This window comes from Rhodanobacter aciditrophus (genome assembly GCF_050026795.1).
Classification (GTDB): Bacteria; Pseudomonadota; Gammaproteobacteria; order Xanthomonadales; family Rhodanobacteraceae; genus Rhodanobacter_A.
The window spans coordinates 140,281-160,232 of sequence record NZ_JALBWP010000008.1 but is presented as its reverse complement, the minus strand read 5'-3'; the positions used below and the strand labels follow the sequence as shown (position 1 = coordinate 160,232).

Here is a 19,952-nt window from a genome sequence, read left to right as displayed (position 1 = left end):
GCTGCGCGGCGCGGCGAAAGGGCCACGCCCGGGTGCGCCGCGCGGCGGGTGACGGATCGCGGGATGGCCGGCCGCCGGCGGCGTGCCGCTCAGCCGGCGGCGGCGAATGCGTCGCGGGTGAGGTTTTCCGGCAAGCCGCCGGTGCAGGCCACGTCGTCCTCGATGCGGATGCCGCCGTAGGGGCGGAACGCGTCCACCTTCGCCCAGTCGATGTCGGCCGCCACCGGCCGGTCGCGCAGTCCGGCCAGCAGCATGTCGATGAAGTACAGGCCGGGCTCGATCGTCACCACCATGCCGGGTTCCAGCACGCGGGTCATGCGCAGGTAGGGATGGCCGGCGGGGCGCGGGATGCTGCCGCCGCGCTCGTCCTGCTGGAAGCCGGCCACGTCGTGCACCTGCAGGCCGATGGAATGGCCGAGGCCGTGCGGGAAGAACGCGGAGGTGACGCCGGATTCCACCGCGCTCTCCGCGCTCATGCGGATGAAGCCGTGTTCGCGCAGCACGCCGGCGATCACGTGGTGGGCATGGATGTGCAGCTCGGGATAGCTCTGGCCGGCGCGCACCTTCGCCACGAAGCCTTGTTGCGCGGTGTCCATGCTGGCGATCAGCGCCTGGAATTCGCCGTGGCCATTCGCCGCGTAGGTCCGCGTGATGTCGCTGGCATAGCCCGCGCAGCTGGCGCCGGCGTCGATCAGGAAGGAGCGGTGCGCGGCCGGCGGCGTGCGGTCGAAGTGCATGTAGTGCAGCACCGCGCCATGTTCGTTGAGGCCGACGATGCTGGCGTAGGGCAGTTCGGCATCGATCTGCCCCGCGGCGGCGAGATAGGCGAGATGGATGCCGAACTCGCTTTCGCCGGCGCGGAACGCGGCCTCCGCCGCGCGGTGCGCGCGCGCGCCGATGCGGCTGGCTTCGCGCATCAGCTCAAGCTCGTAGGGCGTCTTGCAGCTGCGGTGCCAGTGCAGGCAATCCAGCACGGCCTGCGGGTTGTTCGCCGCCACGCCGTCGATCGTGGGGCAGGCCGACGCGAGCACCGCACTGCGGCCCTTCGGCAGTTGCGCCACCGCTTCCTCTGCGCTGCGCACGGTGACGATGTCGAAGTGCTCCACCCAGTAGCCGTGCGGTGCCTCCGGAACCACGTGCCAGTAGTCGCGCGGCTGCACGAACACCAGCTTCGGCTTGCTGCCCGGCGTGTACGCGATCCAGCTGCCCGGCGCGTCGGTCAGCGGCAGCCAGTGCATGAAGTGCGGGTTGGCGACGAACGGATAGTCCTGGTCGTCGAGGAACTTGCCGGGCGGCGTGCCTGCGGCCACCAGCAGGTGGTCGAAGCCGCCCAGCGCCAGCGCCCGGTCCGCGCGTTCGCGCAAGACGGCGAGATGGGCGGGGTAGAGCTGGGCGGACTGGGCGTTCATGCGGGTTCCAGGCGGGGACGTCGGCCCACCAGTGTAACGCGCGGCAGCGGGGCGGCCCGGCGCGGCGCGGGCCCGGTCAGGCCTGCCGCAGCCAGCGCTCCAGCAGTTCGCCGTGGGCGCTGCTGATCGCGATGATGCGGTAGCCGGCCCAGTACTGGCCGGGACTCGCCGCCGGCTCGTGCCACTGTTCCTGCAGGCCGAGCTCGATGTGGCCGCTGGCGTCCGGCAGCGGCAGGCGCACCTGGTAGATGCCTTCGTTGCGCGGCGCGCGGCCGCCGATCAGCATCAGGCCGCTGGCGGAGAGGTTGCACAGGTGGCCGAGCGGCTGCTCGGCGATGGTGTCGATCGCCACGATGCCGGCGTCGACCGGCTTGCGCGGCGCACGGCGCTGCTCGCGTGTGCTCATGGGCGGGCTCCGGGCGCGGGTGGCGGGTCGCTGCGCAGCAAGTTGCCGGTGAGTGCGTGCCAGGCGCGGTCGAGCAGGCCGTCGCGCTGCGGCGGCAGCTCGCGCACCCGGCCGGCGGCCATTGCGCGCGCCAGCTCGCGCAGGTTCAGCTCCTCGCCGCGCTGGCCGCGCCGGGTGACGAACAGGCTGTTGCCGGTGACCGGCGAGAACCAGGCCAGCTTGCGCCGGCTGACCTCGCCCGTGGCCGGGTCGCTGAACTCGAACCAGCTGCCATAGGGCAGCTGGCGCAGGCGGTTGTGGATGCGCGCCTCCTGCGGGCCCAGCGGCGGCTCGGCGTCGTCGCCCGCCGTCGCGGCCTTCGCCTGCGTCGACTCGCCCAGTCGCTGGCGCTGCTTCAGCCGCAGCGCCAGGTCGGTGGCGCTGGGCAGGTCGTGGGCGGGCGCCGGCGGCGCCGGTGCAGGGGACGGCGCGGCGGCGGCCGCGATGGGAGCGGCCGCGGTGGTGGTGGCAGGGCGGGGTGCGTCGCCGGGGAGCGCGGCGGCATCGGGTGCCGGCGCCTCGGCGCGGCGCGTTGCCGCCGCTGCGGGCATGGGGGCCGGCGGTGCGGGCGCGGGCACGGGCGCGGCCGTTTCCTCGCCGACCAGGCGCAGCGCCACCTGGCCGGCTTCCTCGGCGTGCATGCCGATCTGCTGCAGGCCGGCCTGCACTTCGCGGCGCAGCAGGTCGGCGTCGTCCACCGGCAGACGGCCCAGCAGCTGGTCGGTGACGCGCAGGCGCTGCGCAAAGGCGGGGCTGTCCTCGCCGTGCTGCAGCAGGGTGAGTGCCATCACGTCGGCCCAGGCGCGGTCGAGCAGCGTGCGCAGCAGGCCGCGCGGCGGATTCGCGGCGAAGCGTTCGGCGAGCACCTCGCCGGCGCGGTGGCGGGCCAGGTCCAGCCGCTCGCGGCCCTGCATCGCTTCCACATGGCGGCGTTCGCTGGCCTGGGCGCGGCGGCTCAGCTGGGCGAGGTGGTGCTCGATGTCCGCCAGCAGGCTGGTGTAGAGGCCGGCGCTGGGCGGTTCGTGACGGGCGCGCTCGACCAGCTGGTGCAGGCGTGCGGTGAGCTGCTGGTCGGCATCGCCGTCGGGACCGTCGAGCCAGTCGTTGGCGGCCTCGGCCACCGCGCCGAGCAGGCGCCGCGCGGGATGTTCGCGCTGGTCGAAGAAGTCGCGGTCGGTGACGGCGAGGCGCAGCATCGGCAGCTGCAGGTCGTCGAGCACCGAGCGGGCGTGCGGGCCGTGGTGCAGCTGCCGGCCGATCTGCTCGAACAGCATCGCCACCAGCTCCACCGTGTCGTCCTGTTCGGCGCTGAGCCGGGTCGGCACGGCGCCTTCCGGCTTGCCGGCGTTGAGCTGCAACAGCAGTTCGTCGCGCAGGCGCTGGGCGCTGCGCAGTTCGCGGCTGGCCTGGTCGGTGACCTGGGCCAGGTGCTGCTGCAAGGCGCCGAGCGCGGTCTGCAGTTCGTCCGGCGTGGCCGCCCGCCCCACGGCGGCGGTGCCGCTCACGCCGACGCGGCGCTGGGCGAGCAGGTCGCGCAGGGTTTCCAGCACGGTGATCGGCGCCTGCGGGGTGCCGGCGGCCGCGGCGGTTTCGGCGGTCGCCGCCGTGACCGCGGCCTCGTTCACGGGCGAACCGCGCGGTGCCGGCGCCGCGCGCGGTGGCGCGTACGGGCGCAGCTGCGGCAGCAGGCCGTCGCCCAGCAGCTGCGCATTGACGGCCTCGTAGAGCGATCCTGCCGCCGCGACCACCGTCTGCTCGAAGCTCTGCAGCAGCAGCAGCCGGTGTTCCGGCGGCAGGTCCAGCGTGGCGATCGCGTCGCGCATCGCGGCGGCGAGTCCGGCCGGCGCGATCGGCAGCGCTGCGCCTTCCAGCGGCGCGGCGCCGACCAGCACGGCGAAACGGTAGGCCAGTTCGGTGAGCAGCGGACCGTGGTGCGCCTCGCCGCGCGCGGCGAGCTTGTCGAGCGTGGCGGTCAGTTCGTGTTCGCCGCGTTCGAGCAGGCTCAGCGGCTGGTGCGCGGGCACCTCGTCCGCGGGTTCCTCGGCTTCGCCCAGCCGTGCGAAGCCCTTGCGCAGGCGGTCCGCGTAGGCCTGCATGAAGACCGGGCGCTGCAGCTGCAGCTGCGCGCGGCTGTCGAAGCAGCGCTGCTGTTCGAGGTGGCTGCGCGAGCGCTCGGCCTGCAGGTACAGCTCGTGGTCGTAGCGGTCCAGGCAACCTTGCAGCGCCGGCTCCAGCCATTGCCCGCACAGCGGGCCGATCACGTTGAGCAGGCGTTGCGTGCGCACGGGCCAGCGGCCGTGCGTACGGCCGCCCGTGGCGGTGGTCGAGTGGCGTTCCCGATGCTCGGCGTCCATGACGCGTTTCCGTCGATTCCCCTGCGGAAGTGTAGGCGGGATGCCGCAGGGCCGCCATGGCCTGGAGCCGGCCCACGGCCCTGCGGGGCGCATGGGGACGGGGTGGCCTTCCGGCTCAGTCGAGAAAGCTGGCGATCACGTCGTTGAGGAAGCGTTGCCCCAGCGTGGTGGCTTGCAGCCGCGCGTGGTCGTCGGCCAGCCAGCCGCGCCGGCGGCCTTCGGCCAGCGGCGCGGCGATGCGTTCCGGCGGCAGGCCGGTGCGTTGCGCGAAGTCCGCCAGCGGCACGCCGTCGATCAGGCGCAGCGCGTTGAGCATGTACTCGAACGGCAGCTCCTTTGCCTCGACCGCGCCGTCGCCGCCGATGCGCGCGGGGCCGCCGGCGGCCTCCATGTAGTTGCGCGGATGGCGGGTCTTCCAGCGCCGGCGCACCGTGCCGGCAGCCGCATCGCTGAGCTTGCCGTGGGCGCCGGCGCCGATGCCGAGGTAGTCGCCGAACTGCCAGTAGTTGAGGTTGTGCACGCAGCGCCGGCCCGGCCGGGCGTAGGCGGAGATCTCGTACTGCGCGTAGCCGGCCTGCGCGAGGCGCGCCTCGCAGGCTTCCTGCATCGCCCAGGCGTGGTCGTCGTCGGGCAGCGGCGGAGGGTTGGCGGCGAACGCGGTGTTCGGTTCCAGCGTGAGCTGGTAGTGCGAGATGTGCGCGGGGGCGAGCGCGATGGCGCGCTCCACGTCGTCCAGCGCGCCGGCCAGTTCCTGCCTGGGCAGGGCGTACATCAGGTCGAGGTTGAGGTTGGCGAAGCCGGCGTCCTGCGCCGACTTCACCGCGGCCTCGGCCTCGGCGGCGGAGTGGATGCGGCCCAGGCGCTTCAGCTTGTCGTCGTCGAAGCTCTGGATGCCGAACGAGAGCCGGTTCACGCCTGCGGCAAGGTAGCCGTCGAAGCGGCCGTGCTCCACCGTGCCGGGGTTGGTCTCCAGCGTGATCTCGGCGTCTTCGGCGAACGGCAACCGCGCGCGGGCGCCGTCGAGGAAGCGGGCGATCAGCTCCGGCGCGAACAGGCTGGGCGTGCCGCCGCCGAAGAACACGCTGACGATCGCGCGGCCTCGTGCGGCGGCGCCGAAGTCGGCGAGGTCGGCATCGAGGTCGGCCAGCAGCAGTCCGGTGTACTCGGCGTAGGGTGGCGGCGTGTCGCGCAGGCCGTGTGAATTGAAGTCGCAGTACGGGCACTTCTTCACGCACCACGGCATGTGCACGTACAGCGACAGCGGCGGTGCGACCAGGGCCATGTCAGGCGGCGAGATCGGCCAGCCGTGCGTGCAGCTGCGCCAGCGCCTGGCCGCGGTGGCTGATGCGGTTCTTCAGCGTCTTGTCCAGCTCGGCGGCTGCCAGCGCGTGGCCGTCGGGCAGGAACAGCGGGTCGTAGCCGAAGCCGCCTTCGCCGCGCGGCGCGTGCAGCACGCGGCCGTGCCAGCGGCCCTCGGCGATCAGCGGGGCGGGATCGTCGGCATGGCGCAGCAGCACCAGCACGCAGATGAAGAAGGCGCGGCGCTCGGCGTCTGGGCGGCCGTCCAGTGCGCGCAGCAGCTTGGCGTTGTTCGCCGCGCTGTCGCCGTGGCCGCCGGCGTAGCGCGCCGAGTACAGCCCCGGCGCGCCGCCCAGTACGTCGACGCACAGGCCGGAGTCGTCGGCCAGCGCGGGCAGGCCGGTGACACGGGTGGCATGGCGGGCCTTGAGCAGGGCGTTCTCGACGAAGGTGAGGCCGGTTTCCTCGACGTCTTCCACGCCCAGCTCACCCTGTGCGACGACCTCGAAGTCGGCGTCGGCCAGCAGGTGGCCGAATTCGGCGAGCTTGCCGCGGTTGCCGCTGGCCAGGACGATGCGAGCCATCGCTCAGTCCGCGGCCAGTGCGCTGCGCTGCGCGGCGATGAGCTCGGCGATGCCCTTCTCGGCCAGTGCCAGCAGCGCGTCCATCTCGTCGCGGCGGAAGGCGTGGCCCTCGGCGGTGCCCTGCACCTCGATGAAGCCACCGCCGTCGTTCATCACCACGTTCATGTCGGTGTCGCAGTCCGAGTCCTCGGCATAGTCGAGGTCGAGCACGGGCACGCCCCGGTAGATGCCCACCGACACCGCGGCGACGGCGCCCACGATCGGGTTGCGCTTGAGGTTCTCGCGCTTCATCAGTCCGTTCACCGCGTCGACCAGGGCCACGTAGGCGCCGGTGATCGCCGCGGTGCGGGTGCCGCCGTCGGCCTGGATCACGTCGCAGTCCAGCGTGATCACGCGTTCGCCCAGCGCCTGGCGGTTGACGCAGGCGCGCAGGCTGCGACCGATCAGCCGCTGGATCTCCATGGTGCGCCCGCCCTGGCCACCCTTGGCCGCCTCGCGCTGCATGCGGGTGTGGGTGGCGCGCGGCAGCATGCCGTATTCGGCCGTGATCCAGCCTTCGCCCTTGCCGCGCAGCCACGGCGGCACGCGGTCTTCGATGCTGGCGGTGCACAGCACGCGGGTGTCGCCGAAGCTCACCAGCACCGAACCTTCGGCGTGACGGGTGTAGTGGCGTTCGATGGCGACGGCGCGCAACTGGTCGCTGGCGCGGCCGCTGGGGCGTCCGCCTGGACTGGAGGTCATGAACAGGCTCTTGGGCAAGGCTGGGCGGGAAAGTTTACCATTGCGGCCTTCCCCGCCGTCCGCAGGCCGCCGATGATCCGCAGCATGACCGCCTATGCCTCCGCCGAAACCGGCGGCTCCGCCGGCACGCTGAGCTGCGAGCTGCGCACGGTCAACCACCGCTACCTGGAGTTGTCGCCGCGCCTGCCGGACGAGTTGCGCAGCCTGGAACCCGCCCTGCGCGAACGCATTGCGGCGAAGCTCTCGCGCGGCAAGGTGGACGTCACCGTGCGCAGCGGCGACGCGCGCAGCGAATCGCTGCAGGTCGACAATGCGCTGTTGGCGCGTCTGTCCGAACTGAATCTGGACATGCAGGCGCGCTTCCCGGGCATGCAGGTGCAGTTCACCGAATTGCTGCGCTTCCCCGGCGTGCTGCGGCAGCAGGCCGTCGATCCCGAAGCGCGCCAGGCCGCGCTGTTCGAGGTGCTGGACCGCGCGCTCGATGCGCTCACCGCCACCCGCGAGCGCGAGGGCGCCAAGCTGGAGCAGGTCCTGCGCGAGCGGCTGGACGCCGTCGAACGCATCGTGGCGCAGGTGCGCGAATGGATGCCGGAGATCCGCGCCGCGCTGCGCGCCCGGCTGGAGGTGCGGCTGGCGGATCTCAAGCAGCCCGCCGATCCCGGCCGGCTGGAGCAGGAGCTGGTGCTGCAGATCACCCGCAGCGACGTGGACGAGGAGCTGGACCGGCTCGCCACCCACATCGCCGAGACACGCCGCGTGCTGGGCCTGAAGGAGCCGGTGGGCCGTCGCCTCGACTTCCTGATGCAGGAGTTCAACCGCGAGGCGAACACGCTCGGCTCGAAGTCGGTGGACGCGCGCAGCACCAATGCCGCGGTGGAGCTGAAGGTGCTGATCGAGCAGATGCGCGAGCAGGTGCAGAACATTGAATGAGTGCTCCCGGCAAGGCTTGGCCCCTCACCCCAACCCTCTCCCCGGCGGGGAGAGGGGGCAAACGCGCTGCGCGGCTTTATGACTATTGAAGCGAGCACGCTGTTCGTGGTCGCCGCGCCGTCGGGCGCGGGCAAGTCAACCCTGGTCAACGCGCTGCTCGAGCGCGAACCGGCGATCTCGCTGTCGGTGTCGCACACCACGCGGCCGCCGCGGCCGGGCGAGCAGTACGGGCGGCACTATTATTTCACCGAGCGTGCGGAGTTCGAGCGCGAGATCGCCGAAGGCATCTTCCTCGAGCATGCCGAGGTGCACGGCAACCTGTACGGCACCTCGCGCGACAAGGTGGACGCGCTGCTGGCGCAGGGGCGCGACGTGCTGCTGGAGATCGACTGGCAGGGTGCGGCGCAGATCCGCCGGAGCAAGCCCGATTGCGTGAGCGTGTTCATCCTGCCGCCGTCGCGGGCCGAGCTGGAACGCCGCCTGCGCGGTCGCGGCTCGGACGCGCCGGAGGTGATCGAGCGGCGCCTGGCCAACTCGCGCGGCGAGATCGCGCACGCGCACGAGTTCGACTACATCATCGTCAACGACCGCTTCGAGGACGCGCTGGACGAGCTGCAGGCCATCGTGCGCGCGGTGCGCCTGCGCGGTTCGCTGCAGTGCCGCCGGCACGAAACCCTGATCGCCGAGCTGCTGGCCTGAACGCCGCGCCATCTTGCGGGTGCCTGGCGGCTTGGCGGCCTCCCGCCGCTCAGCTAACGTAGGCCGCTTATGAACGCCGCCGCCACCCCCGACGACACGCTGATCCGCATTCGCGGCCTCACCACGGTGCTCAGCGGCAAGAAGGTCTTCGACGCGCTGGACCTGGACATCCCGCGCGGCAAGGTCAGCGCGATCATGGGCCCCAGCGGCACCGGCAAGACCACGCTGCTCAAGCACATCACCGGGCAGATGCGCGGCGATGCCGGCCAGGTGCTGGTCGACGGGAACAACGTGCCGGAGCTGAGCCGCGAGGCGCTGTACACGCTGCGCGAGAAGATCGGCTACCTGTTCCAGAACTCGGCCCTGCTCACCGACTTCGACGTGTTCGAGAACGTGGCGTTTCCCTTGCGCCAGCACACCAGGCTGCCCGAGGTGCTGATCCGCAACATCGTGCTGACCAAGCTGCAGGCGGTGGGCCTGCGCGGCGCGGCGCAGCTGATGCCCAGCGAGCTGTCCGGCGGCATGGCGCGGCGCGTGGCGCTGGCGCGGGCGATCGTGTTCGACCCGATGTTGATCCTCTACGACGAACCGTTCGTGGGCCTCGACCCGATCGCGTTGAACCAGGTGCTGAAGCTGATCCGCACGCTCAACGAGACGCTGGGCATCACCAGCGTGCTGGTGGCGCACGAGCTGGACGCGATCAAGCAGGTGGCTGACCACGTCTTCCTGATCGCGAACGGCAAGGTGGTGGCGCAGGGCGACCCGCGCACCATCGCCGACGACGGCTCGCCGTGGACGCGGCAGTTCTTCGGCGGCGAGGCGGACGGCCCTGTGCCGTTCCAGTATCCGGCCGGCGATTACGCCGAGGCACTGGGTTTTCCGCGGGGCAAGGCATGAACGCGCGCATCGGCAAAGACAACGTGGTGACCCAGGCGCTGGGCCAGATCGGCGCCTGCGGACTGTTCCTGCTGCAGATCCTCGCGGCGGTGCCGCGCAGCCTGCGCTATGTGCGCGAGACGGTGCGCCAGCTGTGGTTCGTGGGCGCGATGAGCCTCACCATCATCATGGTCTGCGGCCTGTTCGTGGGCATGGTGCTGGCGCTGCAGCTCTACCACGTGCTGTCGATCTTCGGCGGCACCGCGGCCACCGGCACCGTGGTGGCGATCTCGATCTATCGCGAGCTGGGGCCGGTGATCACCGCGCTGCTGTTCGCCGGCCGCGCCGGCACCGCGATCACCGCCGAGATCGGCCTGATGCGCGCCACCGACCAGATCGCCGCGATGGAGCTGATGGCGGTGGACCCGCTGGCCTACGTGGCGGCGCCGCGCTTCCTCGCCGGGCTGATCGCCTTGCCGCTGCTGTGCTGCGTGTTCTCCGCGCTGGGCATCTTCGGCGGGCACCTGGTCGGCGTGACCTGGCTCGGCATCGACAACGGCACGTTCTGGTCGAACATGACCGCCACCGTGGACGTGTGGGAAGACATCGTCAGCGGCGTGGTCTGGAAGAGTCTCGCGTTCGGCGCCGTGGTGGCGCTGATCGCCGTGTTCCAGGGCTACACCGCGCCGCCCACCAGCGAGGGCGTGGCCTACGCCACCACCCGCACCGTGGTCGCCTCGTCCATCGCCGTCCTGGCGCTGGACTTCGTGCTGACCGCCTTCCTGATGTGACCCGCATGCACCGACTTTCTTCGAGGATGTTGCCGTGAGCCAGAGAAAATCCTATGCCGTCGGCACCGGCCTGTTCATCGTGCTCGGCTTCGCCGCGCTGGCCTATCTCGCCACCCAGACCAGTTCGGTGGCGAACCGCCAGCAGGGCGCCAGCTACACGGTGGATGCGCAGTTCGAGAACATCGGCCAGCTGAAGGAGCGTGCTCCGGTGAAGATCGCCGGCGTGCGCGTGGGCCAGGTGCAGTCGATCGCGCTGGAGCCGGGCAAGGCGGTGGCCGACGTGAAGCTGTCTATCGACAAGCGCTACGACACGATCCCCGCCGATTCGGTGGCCACGGTGTTCACCAGCGGCCTGCTCGGCGACCAGTACGTGGGCATCGAGTACGGCCACGCCAGGAAGTACGTGGGTGACGGCGGCAAGCTGGCATTCACACGTTCCAGTGCGCCGCTGGAGGAGATGCTCGGCAAGTTCTTCGGTGCGGGCGGCGCGGCCGACAACATCGGCGGTACCTACCAGGTGACCGCCCGCTTCACCAACGTGGGTACGCTGTCGACGGGCGCGCCGGTGAAGATGGCGGGCGTGCCGATCGGCCAGGTGGTGTCGGTGCAGGCCGAGCCGGCCAAGCTGGACGCGCTGGTGACGCTGGCGATCGACAACCGCTACAACCAGATTCCCGACGATTCCTCCGCCGCGGTGTTCACCAGCGGTTTGATCGGCAGCCAGTACGTTGCGATCCAGCCCGGCGGCTCGCCGGAGATGCTGAAGAATGGCGACGAGATGATCCTCACCCAGTCGGCGCTGCAGCTGGAGGACCTGATCGGCAAGTTCCTGGTCAACGGTTCCGGCAACTCCGGCAACTCCGGCAACTCCGGCAACTCCGGCAACAAGAAGGATGCCGGCTCGTCCACCACCCCTGCCGGCAAGCAGTGAAGCCGGCACCCCGAACGGTTCGCACAGGAGTTTCCGCATGATGCGTCATCTGGCTCTCGCCATCGCCGTGGCTTTCGGCGGCACCCTCGCGGCGCCGGCCATGGCCCAGCAGTCCCCCGTCCAGCAGCCCGCCGCCCAGCAGACGCCTGAGCAGGTGGTGCAGGGCATCGCCAGGCAGCTCGATGCTGACGTGGCCGGCCACAAGACCGAGCTGCAGAAGAACCGCGAAAAGCTGATCGGCATCATCAACCAGGTGTTCCTGCCGCACTTCGACGTGGACTACGCGGCGATCCTGGTGCTCGGCCAGCATGCGCGTGAGGCCTCGCCCGGCCAGCGTGCGGAGTTCGCCAAGGCGTTCTACAACTCGATCACCCACCGCTACGCCGAAGGCCTGCTCGACTACACCAACGGCGCGGTGAAGGTGCTGCCGTTCGCCGGCGACCTCAATGCCAAGCGCAGCGTGGTGCGCACCCAGGTGGCCACCGGCGACGGCAAGACGGTGTCGGTGGACTTCGCGTTCCGCAGGACCGCCAGCGGCGAATGGAAGGCCTACGACGTGGTGATCGAGGGCATCTCCTACATCACCAACTACCGCAACCAGGTCGACGCGGAGATCCGCAAGGTGGGTCTCGACCAGCTGATCAAGAACCTGCAGACCCAGGGCGACCAGGCGCTGAAGGCGATGGAGCAGAACGGCAAGCCCCATGACGGCTGAGCGCGCGTTCCGGCTGCTCCCCGTTGAACCGGACACGCTGGCCGCATCCGGCACGCTGGGCTTTGCCACCGCGGCCGGCGCGCTGCAGGCCATGAACGAGGCGCTGCGGGCGGGCGACCGGTCGCGGCTCGATCTGGCCGGGATCGGCAGCTGCGACAGTGCCGGCCTGGCCTGCCTGCTCGCGGTGCTGGCCGAGGCGCGCGGACACGGTCGACCGGTGAGCCTGCAGCACGTGCCGGATGGATTGCGCACGCTGGCCCGGGTCAGCGGCGTGGAGGCGTTGCTGGCGCCGGCCTGAGGCGGCGTCGGGACACGCATACGGAAACGGGGCCATCGGCCCTGTTTCCGTATGCGCCGGTGCTGCGCTTCAGTTCTTGCTCGGCGCCGGCTTTGACGTCGAGTGCTGCTGCTCCCACTGCTTCTGTTGTTGCAGCAGCTCGTCGGGGTCGAAGCCCTGCTGGTCGATGCCCTGCATCTTCTCGATCACCTCCGCCGGCGGGTTGCCGTCGTACAGCATGTAGAGCCGGCGCTGGCGGTAGGCATCGCGCAGGAAGGCGTAGGGGTCGTAGGCCGACTGCAGGAAGCCCTCGGCGTCGATCAGCTGCGAGCGCATCGACACCACGTACAGCACCTGCGGCAGGTAGTACTGGCCATAGTCGAAGTAGTGGGTGCGCGCGACGATGCTCAGCGGGTCGAAGAAGTAGCCGTCCACCGGGTAGTGCCATACGTCGCGTACGGTGCTGGGGCCGAGCAGGGGCAGCATCAGGAAGTCGCCTTCGGGCGCACCCCAGCGCGCCAGCGTGATGCCGAAGTCGGTGGTCTGCAGCGGCAGGCCCATCTTCGTGGCCGGGTCGAAGATGCCGCCCACGCCGATGGTGAGGTTGATCAGGAAGCGCCCGGTGCTGCCCAGCGCGTCGGAAGGCCGCGCCTGCAGCAGGTCGTTGGCGATCGTGATCGGCATCTGGATGTTGGTGAAGAAGTTGCTGACCGAGCGCCGCACCGGCGGGTTGGTCACCTTGCGATAGCCCACAGCGGCGGGGCGCAGCACCGCCTTGTCGAGGCGGTCGTTGAACGCGTAGACCTTGCGGTTGATCTTCTGCAGCGGGTCATCGGTGCGCGGTGGCGCGATCGCGCAACCGGCCAGCAGCGCCACGGTGAGCAGGAGCGCCGCGGTGGGCAGGCGCGGGCCGCGGCGCGGCAGGAAGGAGCGGAGCGGTGAAAGCGTCGGCATGGGGTCGCGGCCAGGGTGGGGGCGTGGCTGGAAACGCTGGAACTTCAATAGTGTACTGTCTGGTTTTATATTCTGCACGCGTTTTGTCCTGCTTCCGCGTGCCGGTGGCGAAACCCCACATGGTACGCGCGGTCCGCATTGCCAGGCCAGCGCCGGCTGCTCTACACTGACCATCTGTATAAGTCTCTATTTCCCTGAGGATTTGGCATGGCACGCATTACCGTGGAGGACTGCCTCGAGGTGGTCGACAACCGATTCGAGCTGGTGTTGATGGCGACCAAGCGCGCCCGTCAGCTCGCCAAGGGTGCCGAGCCGGCGGTCAATCCCGACAATGACAAGCCCTCGGTGCTGGCACTGCGCGAGATCGCCGGCCGCCGCATCGACCAGGCCACCATCGACGAGATCGACAAGGCCGAGCGCGAGCGCGCCGAGCGCGAGGCGCTGGAGTGGGCCGCCGCCGAGGTGGACGACGACCTGTCCAAGGTCGGCGACGATTGATGGAGGGCGGCTGTAGACCGCGCATGCATCGCATCGGGGCGGCCGATGCGCACGCATGCGCAGCCTGCCGCGTTCCGCCCTGCCGCATGACCGCGCCGGTGACGCAGCGCCGCCGGCAAGTCCAGCCATGACCGCCGCCAGCACGCCAGCCGCCACCGATCCCGCTGCGCTGCCGTCCTACGTGCTGGCGCTGAAGGACCAGCTCGGCTACCTGCCGGCGCCGCAACTCGAGCGCGTGCTGCGCGCGTTCCAGGTCGGCGCGCATGCGCATGCGGGCCAGACCCGCAAGAGCGGCGAGCCCTACATCACCCACCCGGTCGCCGTGGCCGGCATCCTCGCCGAACTGGGCATGGACGCCGAGACCATCATCGCGGCGATCCTGCACGACACCCTGGAAGACACCGCGCTCAGCCGCACCGCGCTGGCCGGCGAGTTCGGCGAGACCGTGGCCGAGCTGGTCGACGGCGTCACCAAGCTGGACAAGATGCGCTTCGGCACCCGCCAGGAGGCCGACGCCGAAAGCTTCCGCAAGATGCTGCTGGCGATGGCGCGCGACCTGCGCGTGATCCTGATCAAGCTGGCCGACCGCCTGCACAACATGCGCACGCTGGGGGCGAAGGATGCCTCCTCGCGCCGCCGCATCGCGCGCGAGACGCTGGAGATCTACGCGCCGATCGCCCAGCGGCTCGGCATGAACAAGATCAAGGCCGAGCTGCAGGACCTCGGCTTCCGTGCGCTGTACCCGGACCGCTATCGCGTCATCAGCGAGCGCATCCGCGCCGCGCTGGGCAACCGCCGCGAGGCGATGGGCAAGATCGAGGCGGCGCTGTCGCAGAGGCTGGCTGCCGAGCATCTGCCGGCGCGCGTGGTGGGGCGCATCAAGTCGCCGTGGAGCATCTATTCGAAGATGCACGGCGAGCACAAGAGCTTCGCCCAGCTGATGGACGTGTACGGTTTCCGCGTGGTGGTCGAGAGCGCGATGAACTGCTACATGGCGCTCGGCGTGGTGCACGGGCTGTACAAGCCGGTGGACCGGCGCTTCAAGGATTTCATCGCGATCCCCAAGGCGAACGGCTACCAGTCGCTGCACACCGTGCTGCTGGGTCCGTTCGGCGCGCCGATCGAGGTGCAGATCCGCACTGCCGAGATGGACTCGGTGGCCGAGCGCGGCGTGGCCGCGCACTGGGCCTACAAGACCGATTCCGGCCCGGCGAACAGTGCGCAGGCGCGTGCCCGCGAGTGGCTGTCCTCGCTGGCCGACAGCCAGATCAACACCGCTTCGTCGGCCGAGTTCATCGAGAACGTCAAGATCGACCTGTTTCCCGACGAGGTCTACCTGTTCACCCCGCGCGGCGACATCCTCGCGCTGCCGCGCAATGCCACCGCGCTGGACTTCGCCTACGCCGTGCACACCGATGTGGGCGACCACGCGGTGGCCGCGCGCGTGGACAAGAAGCTGCTGCCGCTGCGCACGCGGCTGGAATCCGGCCAGCTGGTGGAGATCATCACCGCGCCGTCGGCGGTGCCGAACCCGGCCTGGCTGGAGTCGGTGGTCACCGGCAAGGCGCGCACCGCGATCCGCCAGTACCTCAAGCACCTGCAGCACGAGGACGCGGTGGACTTCGGCCACCGCATGCTCGACCGCGCGCTGGACGCCCGCGGCGGCAGCCTCGACGCGATCCCGCCGGAGGTGCTGGACCGCTTCCTGCACGAGGCGCGGCTCAAGCGGCTGGAGGAACTGCTGGCCGAGATCGCGCTGGGCAACCGCATGCCAGACCTGGTGGCGCGCCACCTGCTCGCCCTGCGCGACGGCCAATCCGACGACGTGGCGCCGGGCGCCAGTCCGGTGCACGAGAAGATACGCATCACCGGTGCCGAGCGCGGCGTGCTCAGCTTCGCCAATTGCTGCCATCCGCTGCCGGGCGATCCGATCATGGGTTACCTGTCGCCGGGCAAGGGCATCGTGGTGCACCGCGAGGAATGCCCGAACGTGGCCGAGCTGCGCAAGTCGCCCGAGCGCTGCGTGGCGATCGAATGGGACCACGACGTGCAGGGCGACTATCGGGCGGAGCTGCGCATCGAGGTCATCAACCGCCCCGGCGTGCTCGCCACCATCGCCGCGGCGATCGCGGCCGCGGATTCCAACATCGAGAACGTGGAATACGCCGAGCGCGACCTCGCCGCCGCCACCTTGCTGTTCGCCATCGAGGTGAAGAACCGCAAGCACCTCGCCGACGTGATCCGCCGCGTGCGCCGCACCGGGGTGGTGAGCGGGGTCTACCGCTATCCCCTGTGATGCGGGGTTCGGGTGGGCAGGGCGGGGCCGGCGCGCTACGCTTTGGCCTTTGCGAATCCGCCCCCATCCCGAGGACAACCCATGACCCGTCAGATCATCGCCACCGACAAGGCCCCCGCCGCGATCGGTCCGTACTCGCAGGCCGTGCGCGCCGGCGACACCGTGTACTTCTCCGGGCAGATACCGCTCGACCCGGCCACCGGCAGCGTGGTCGAAGGCGACATCACGGCGCAGGCGCGCCGCGTGTTCGACAACCTCGTGGCGGTGGCGCAGGCGGCCGGCGGCTCGCTGACGCAGGTGGTGCGCGTGGGCATCTACGTCACCGACCTCGCCAACTTCGCCGCGGTGAATGCGGTGATGGCCGAGTATTTCCAGGCGCCGTATCCCGCGCGTTCCACCATCGAGGTCTCCGCGCTGCCCAAGGGCGTGCAGGTGGAAGTCGACGCGATCATGGTGCTGGGCTGAGTCGTCCCCTCCGGCGATGAACGCCGCCAGCGCGACGGTCGACGCGGGCGCGCAAGCCGTGTCGACGCTGCCGGGCGTGGGCCCGGCGCTTGCGGCCCTGCTGCACAAGCTGGGGCTGGAGCGCGTGCAGGACCTGTGGTTCCACCTGCCGCTGCGCTACGAGGACCGTACCCGTGTCACCGCGATCGCCGCCCTGCGCCCTGGCCAGGATGCGCAGGTGGTAGGGACGGTCGAGGCGGTGGAGCGCGGCTTCCGCTATCGCCCGCAGCTGAAGGTGGCGCTGGCCGACGAGTCGCGGCAGACACTGCAGCTGCGCTTCTTCCATTTCAACCGCGCGCAGGCCGAGCAGCTGGCGCCGGGTGCGCGCCTGGTGTGCTTCGGCGAGGTGCGCCACGCGGCGCAGGGCCTGGAGATGGTGCACCCGCAGTATCGCCGGCTTGGCGCTGGCGAGGCGGTGGCGGTGGAAGACCGGCTGAGCCCGGTCTATCCGACCACCGAAGGCCTCGGCCAGAAGCGGCTGGCCGGCGTGATTGCCAAGGCGCTGGCGCTGCTGCCGCCGGACTCGGCGCTGGAGCTGATCCCGCACGAGCTGTGCGCGGAATACGGCCTCGCCTCGCTGCGCGAGGCCCTGCTCACCGTGCACCACCCGTCGCCCGACGCGCGACTGGACCTGCTGCTGCACGGCCGGCATCCCGCGCAGCAGCGCCTGGCCTTCGAGGAGTTGCTGACCCAGCACCTCAGCCTGAAGCGCATGCGCGCGGCGGTGCAGCGGCGCAAGGCGCCGACGCTCGCCGTGACTGGGCCGCTGCGGCGCGGACTGATCGCAGCCTTGCCGTTCGCGCTCACCGCCGCGCAGCAGCGCGTGGATGCGGAAGTGCGGCGCGACCTTGCCAGGGCGCACCCCATGCTGCGGCTGGTGCAGGGCGACGTGGGTTCGGGCAAGACGGTGGTCGCCGCGCTGGCCGCGCTGGCCGCGGTGGAATCCGGTTGCCAGGTGGCGCTGATGGCGCCCACGGAACTCCTGGCCGAGCAGCACCTGCGCAACTTCCGCCATTGGCTGGCGCCGCTGGGCGTGGAGGTGGAATGGCTGGCCGGCAAGCAGCAGGGACGCGCACGGCAGGCGGCGATGCGCCGCGTGGCCGAGGGTGCGCCGGTGACGGTGGGTACCCATGCGCTGATGCAGGAGGGAGTGGCGTTCGCCCGGCTGGGCCTGGTGATCGTGGACGAGCAGCACCGCTTCGGCGTGCAGCAGCGCCTGGCGCTGCACGACAAGGGCGCCGACCACGCGCGCGGCGAGGTGCCGCACCAGCTGGTGCTGACCGCCACGCCGATTCCCCGCACGCTGGCAATGAGCGCCTACGCCGACCTCGACGTTTCCGTCATCGACGAGCTGCCGCCCGGGCGTACCCCGGTGCAGACGGTGGCGGTGTCCAGCGCGCGCCGCGCCGAGGTGATCGAGCGCATCCGCGCGGCCTGCGCCGAAGGGCGCCAGGCCTATTGGGTGTGCACCCTGATCGAGGAATCCGAACAGCTGCGTGCGCAGGCCGCCGAGGTGGCGCATGCCGAGCTGACCGCCGCGCTCGCCGGCTGCCGGGTCGGCCTGATCCATGGTCGCCTGAAGCCGAAGGAGAAGCAGGCGGTGATGGACGCGTTCAAGGCCGGCGAGCTCGCGGTGCTGGTGGCCACCACGGTGATCGAAGTGGGCGTGGACGTGCCCAACGCCAGCCTGATGGTGATCGAGAACAGCGAGCGCCTCGGCCTGGCCCAGCTGCACCAGCTGCGCGGACGGGTGGGGCGCGGCGCGGTGGCCTCGAACTGCGTGCTGCTCTACCAGCCACCGCTGGGCCAGCTGGCGCGCGAGCGGCTGGCGGTGATGCGCGAAACCAACGACGGCTTCCGCATCGCCGAGAAGGACCTGGAGCTGCGCGGCCCCGGCGAAGTGCTGGGCACGCGCCAGACCGGCCAGCTCAGCTTCCGCATCGCCGACCTTGCGCGCGACGCGCATCTCCTGCCCGCGGTGCAGCGGGTGGGCGAGCACCTGCTGGCCGAGCATCCGCGCGCGGCGGACCGCCTGATCGCGCGCTGGATCGGCGGCGCGGCACGCTATGCGCGGGCGTAGCGTTGGTATTGTGCGAGCGCAGGGGCAGGGTGGCGACAGAATTGCCTAGAGCATGCTGAGTTAGACTTGCCGACTTTTCCGAGGAAAAGTCGGCCATGAGCAAGCCCCAACTCCTGATCGACACCGACCCCGGCGTGGACGACGCGCTGGCCATCATGATGGCGCACGCGCATGCCGACATCGCGGCCCTGAGCGTGGCCGCCGGCAACGTGGGCCTGGGCCACACCGTACGCAACGCGCGTATCCTGCGCGACCTGCTGGGCGCTTCGTTTCCGGTGTTCGCGGGTTGCGCCACGCCGCTGGTGCGCGCACCGGAGGAGGATGCCGCGTTCGTGCACGGCATGGACGGCCTCGGCGACGTGGGCTTCCCTGAGCCCAGGACGCCGGCCGATGCCGAGGCTGCCGCGCTGGCGCTGCTCCGGCTCACCCGCGAACGCCCCGGCGACCTGACCCTGGTGGCGCTGGCGCCGCTGACCAATCTGGCGCTGGCGCTGCGCCTGGATCCGTCCCTGCCGCAGCGGGTGAAGCGCCTGGTGGTGATGGGGGGCGCGGTGACCGGCCACGGCAACACCGGGAAGATTCCCGCCGAGTTCAACGTCGGCTTCGACCCCGAGGCCGCGCACGTGGTGTTCGAGGCGTTCCCCGCGTTCGAGCTGGTCGACTGGGAGGCCACCCTGCGCCACGGTTTCGACGATGCCGTATTCGACGGCTGGCTGGCGGCCGGCGACCGGCGTGCGGAATTCTTCGGCCGGGTGTTCCGCAGCGCACGCGACTACAACGCGAAACGCGACCGCCGCGGCGTGGTCGCGGCGGACGCGCTGGCGATGGCGGTGGCGATCGATCCCGCGATCGTGACCCGCAGCGAAACGTGCGCGGTGGCGGTGGAGCTGGACGGTCGGCTGACCCGCGGCGCCACCGTGGTCGACTGGGCGAACCGGCTGGGCCGGCCCGCGCAGGCGCGCATCGTGCTCGAGGTGGACCAGGAGCGGTTCGCCGCGATGGTGCGCAGGGCGCTGGGAGTGGGGCATGGGATGGCCGTCGGGCTTGGTTGACGCGACGCCGCATCGCTGGCTACACTTGTCCTCTTTTCACGTTGCACTGAGCCCGTCATGAAGCCCGATATCCATCCGAATTACCGCCCGGTGGTGTTCCAGGATCTGTCGTCCGACTTCGCGTTCCTGACGCGTTCGACGATCGCCGCCAAGGAAACCATCAAGTGGGAGGACGGCAACGAGTACCCGCTGATCAAGGTGGATATCTCCAGCCATTCGCACCCGTTCTACACCGGCAAGCAGAAGACGCTGGACGTCGGCGGCCGCGTGGACAAGTTCCGCAAGCGCTACGCGCAGAAGTAAGCGCGCTCCGCTGCCGTCGCGCCAGTCGGCGGCGGCGAGCGACGAACCCCCGCACGGGGCAGGCCAAGGCCTGCCCCGTGCGCTTTTGTGCCGGCCATCGTCGGCAGGTACCGTTCGCGCCATCACCGGCACGTTGCCGATATTGCCGCAGGCGATTTTTTTGCGCCGTCCGTACGACCATCCGCGAACGGATGTGCGCGGGATCGATGTGCGA

Annotated in this window: 20 protein-coding genes; 13 read left to right on the top strand and 7 right to left on the bottom strand. The window is 70.7% G+C overall.

Annotated elements, in window-relative coordinates; genetic code table 11:
* Positions 1-89: 89 nt before the first annotated feature.
* The 6 genes from pepQ to rph form a co-directional block, all read right to left on the bottom strand.
* Entirely contained in the window at positions 90-1,409 is a 1,320-nt protein-coding gene (pepQ, locus tag ACQGNW_RS02565; protein WP_426661496.1) for a Xaa-Pro dipeptidase, read from the bottom strand.
* Positions 1,410-1,485: 76 nt separating this feature from the next.
* On the bottom strand, positions 1,486-1,815 hold the full coding sequence (locus ACQGNW_RS02560) for a PilZ domain-containing protein (RefSeq protein ID WP_426661495.1): 330 nt from the start codon (positions 1,813-1,815) through the stop codon (positions 1,486-1,488).
* Positions 1,812-4,208, bottom strand: a complete 2,397-nt coding sequence (locus tag ACQGNW_RS02555) for a DUF1631 family protein (protein ID WP_426661494.1) — start codon at positions 4,206-4,208, stop codon at positions 1,812-1,814. Before ACQGNW_RS02555 ends, ACQGNW_RS02560 begins: the two co-directional genes overlap by 4 nt.
* A gap of 115 nt (positions 4,209-4,323) precedes the next feature.
* Positions 4,324-5,490: a radical SAM family heme chaperone HemW gene (gene hemW / locus ACQGNW_RS02550; RefSeq protein WP_426661493.1), complete on the bottom strand. Its 1,167-nt coding sequence runs from the start codon at positions 5,488-5,490 to the stop codon at positions 4,324-4,326.
* A gap of 1 nt (position 5,491) precedes the next feature.
* A complete protein-coding gene (gene rdgB, locus ACQGNW_RS02545) occupies positions 5,492-6,091 on the bottom strand; it encodes an RdgB/HAM1 family non-canonical purine NTP pyrophosphatase (protein WP_426661492.1) in 600 nt (199 codons plus the stop codon).
* A gap of 3 nt (positions 6,092-6,094) precedes the next feature.
* A complete protein-coding gene (gene rph / locus ACQGNW_RS02540) occupies positions 6,095-6,832 on the bottom strand; it encodes a ribonuclease PH (protein ID WP_426661491.1) in 738 nt (245 codons plus the stop codon).
* A 72-nt stretch (positions 6,833-6,904) separates the two neighbouring features.
* Between rph and ACQGNW_RS02535 the strand changes: the two genes are divergently transcribed.
* The 7 genes from ACQGNW_RS02535 (at position 6,905) to ACQGNW_RS02505 (ending at position 12,072) form a co-directional block, all read left to right on the top strand.
* On the top strand, positions 6,905-7,762 hold the full coding sequence (locus tag ACQGNW_RS02535) for a YicC/YloC family endoribonuclease (protein ID WP_426661490.1): 858 nt from the start codon (positions 6,905-6,907) through the stop codon (positions 7,760-7,762).
* A gap of 78 nt (positions 7,763-7,840) precedes the next feature.
* The gene (gene gmk / locus ACQGNW_RS02530; protein WP_426661489.1) at positions 7,841-8,461 is read left to right on the top strand and encodes a guanylate kinase; all 621 of its coding nucleotides are present in this window, start codon (positions 7,841-7,843) and stop codon (positions 8,459-8,461) included.
* A 69-nt stretch (positions 8,462-8,530) separates the two neighbouring features.
* Positions 8,531-9,358, top strand: coding sequence for an ABC transporter ATP-binding protein (locus ACQGNW_RS02525; RefSeq protein WP_426661488.1), 828 nt, complete (start codon positions 8,531-8,533; stop codon positions 9,356-9,358).
* A complete protein-coding gene (gene mlaE, locus ACQGNW_RS02520) occupies positions 9,355-10,128 on the top strand; it encodes a lipid asymmetry maintenance ABC transporter permease subunit MlaE (RefSeq protein ID WP_426661487.1) in 774 nt (257 codons plus the stop codon). The genes ACQGNW_RS02525 and mlaE overlap by 4 nt, the downstream gene beginning before the upstream one ends.
* A gap of 34 nt (positions 10,129-10,162) precedes the next feature.
* Complete coding sequence (gene mlaD / locus ACQGNW_RS02515; protein ID WP_426661486.1) at positions 10,163-11,059, top strand: outer membrane lipid asymmetry maintenance protein MlaD; 897 nt, start codon at positions 10,163-10,165, stop codon at positions 11,057-11,059.
* Positions 11,060-11,096: 37 nt separating this feature from the next.
* On the top strand, positions 11,097-11,774 hold the full coding sequence (locus tag ACQGNW_RS02510) for an MlaC/ttg2D family ABC transporter substrate-binding protein (protein ID WP_426661485.1): 678 nt from the start codon (positions 11,097-11,099) through the stop codon (positions 11,772-11,774).
* Positions 11,764-12,072, top strand: coding sequence for an STAS domain-containing protein (locus ACQGNW_RS02505; protein WP_426661484.1), 309 nt, complete (start codon positions 11,764-11,766; stop codon positions 12,070-12,072). Before ACQGNW_RS02510 ends, ACQGNW_RS02505 begins: the two co-directional genes overlap by 11 nt.
* A gap of 69 nt (positions 12,073-12,141) precedes the next feature.
* Here ACQGNW_RS02505 and ACQGNW_RS02500 read toward each other — a convergent pair whose 3' ends face one another.
* A complete protein-coding gene (locus ACQGNW_RS02500; RefSeq protein WP_426661483.1) occupies positions 12,142-13,005 on the bottom strand; it encodes an MlaA family lipoprotein in 864 nt (287 codons plus the stop codon).
* Positions 13,006-13,212: 207 nt separating this feature from the next.
* On the opposite strand from ACQGNW_RS02500, the gene rpoZ reads away from it, so the two are divergent.
* The 6 genes from rpoZ to ACQGNW_RS02470 all read left to right on the top strand — a co-directional run bounded on the left by rpoZ (position 13,213) and on the right by ACQGNW_RS02470 (position 19,738).
* On the top strand, positions 13,213-13,503 hold the full coding sequence (gene rpoZ, locus ACQGNW_RS02495; RefSeq protein ID WP_077484992.1) for a DNA-directed RNA polymerase subunit omega: 291 nt from the start codon (positions 13,213-13,215) through the stop codon (positions 13,501-13,503).
* Between the two features lie 127 nt (positions 13,504-13,630).
* Complete coding sequence (locus ACQGNW_RS02490) at positions 13,631-15,799, top strand: RelA/SpoT family protein (RefSeq protein ID WP_426661482.1); 2,169 nt, start codon at positions 13,631-13,633, stop codon at positions 15,797-15,799.
* 81 nt (positions 15,800-15,880) lie between these two features.
* Complete coding sequence (locus tag ACQGNW_RS02485) at positions 15,881-16,264, top strand: RidA family protein (RefSeq protein WP_426661481.1); 384 nt, start codon at positions 15,881-15,883, stop codon at positions 16,262-16,264.
* 16 nt (positions 16,265-16,280) lie between these two features.
* Positions 16,281-18,383, top strand: coding sequence for an ATP-dependent DNA helicase RecG (recG, locus tag ACQGNW_RS02480; RefSeq protein ID WP_426661480.1), 2,103 nt, complete (start codon positions 16,281-16,283; stop codon positions 18,381-18,383).
* Positions 18,384-18,478: 95 nt separating this feature from the next.
* The gene (locus tag ACQGNW_RS02475) at positions 18,479-19,435 is read left to right on the top strand and encodes a nucleoside hydrolase (protein WP_426661479.1); all 957 of its coding nucleotides are present in this window, start codon (positions 18,479-18,481) and stop codon (positions 19,433-19,435) included.
* Positions 19,436-19,492: 57 nt separating this feature from the next.
* Positions 19,493-19,738, top strand: a complete 246-nt coding sequence (locus ACQGNW_RS02470; protein WP_426661478.1) for a type B 50S ribosomal protein L31 — start codon at positions 19,493-19,495, stop codon at positions 19,736-19,738.
* Positions 19,739-19,952 lie beyond the last annotated feature (214 nt).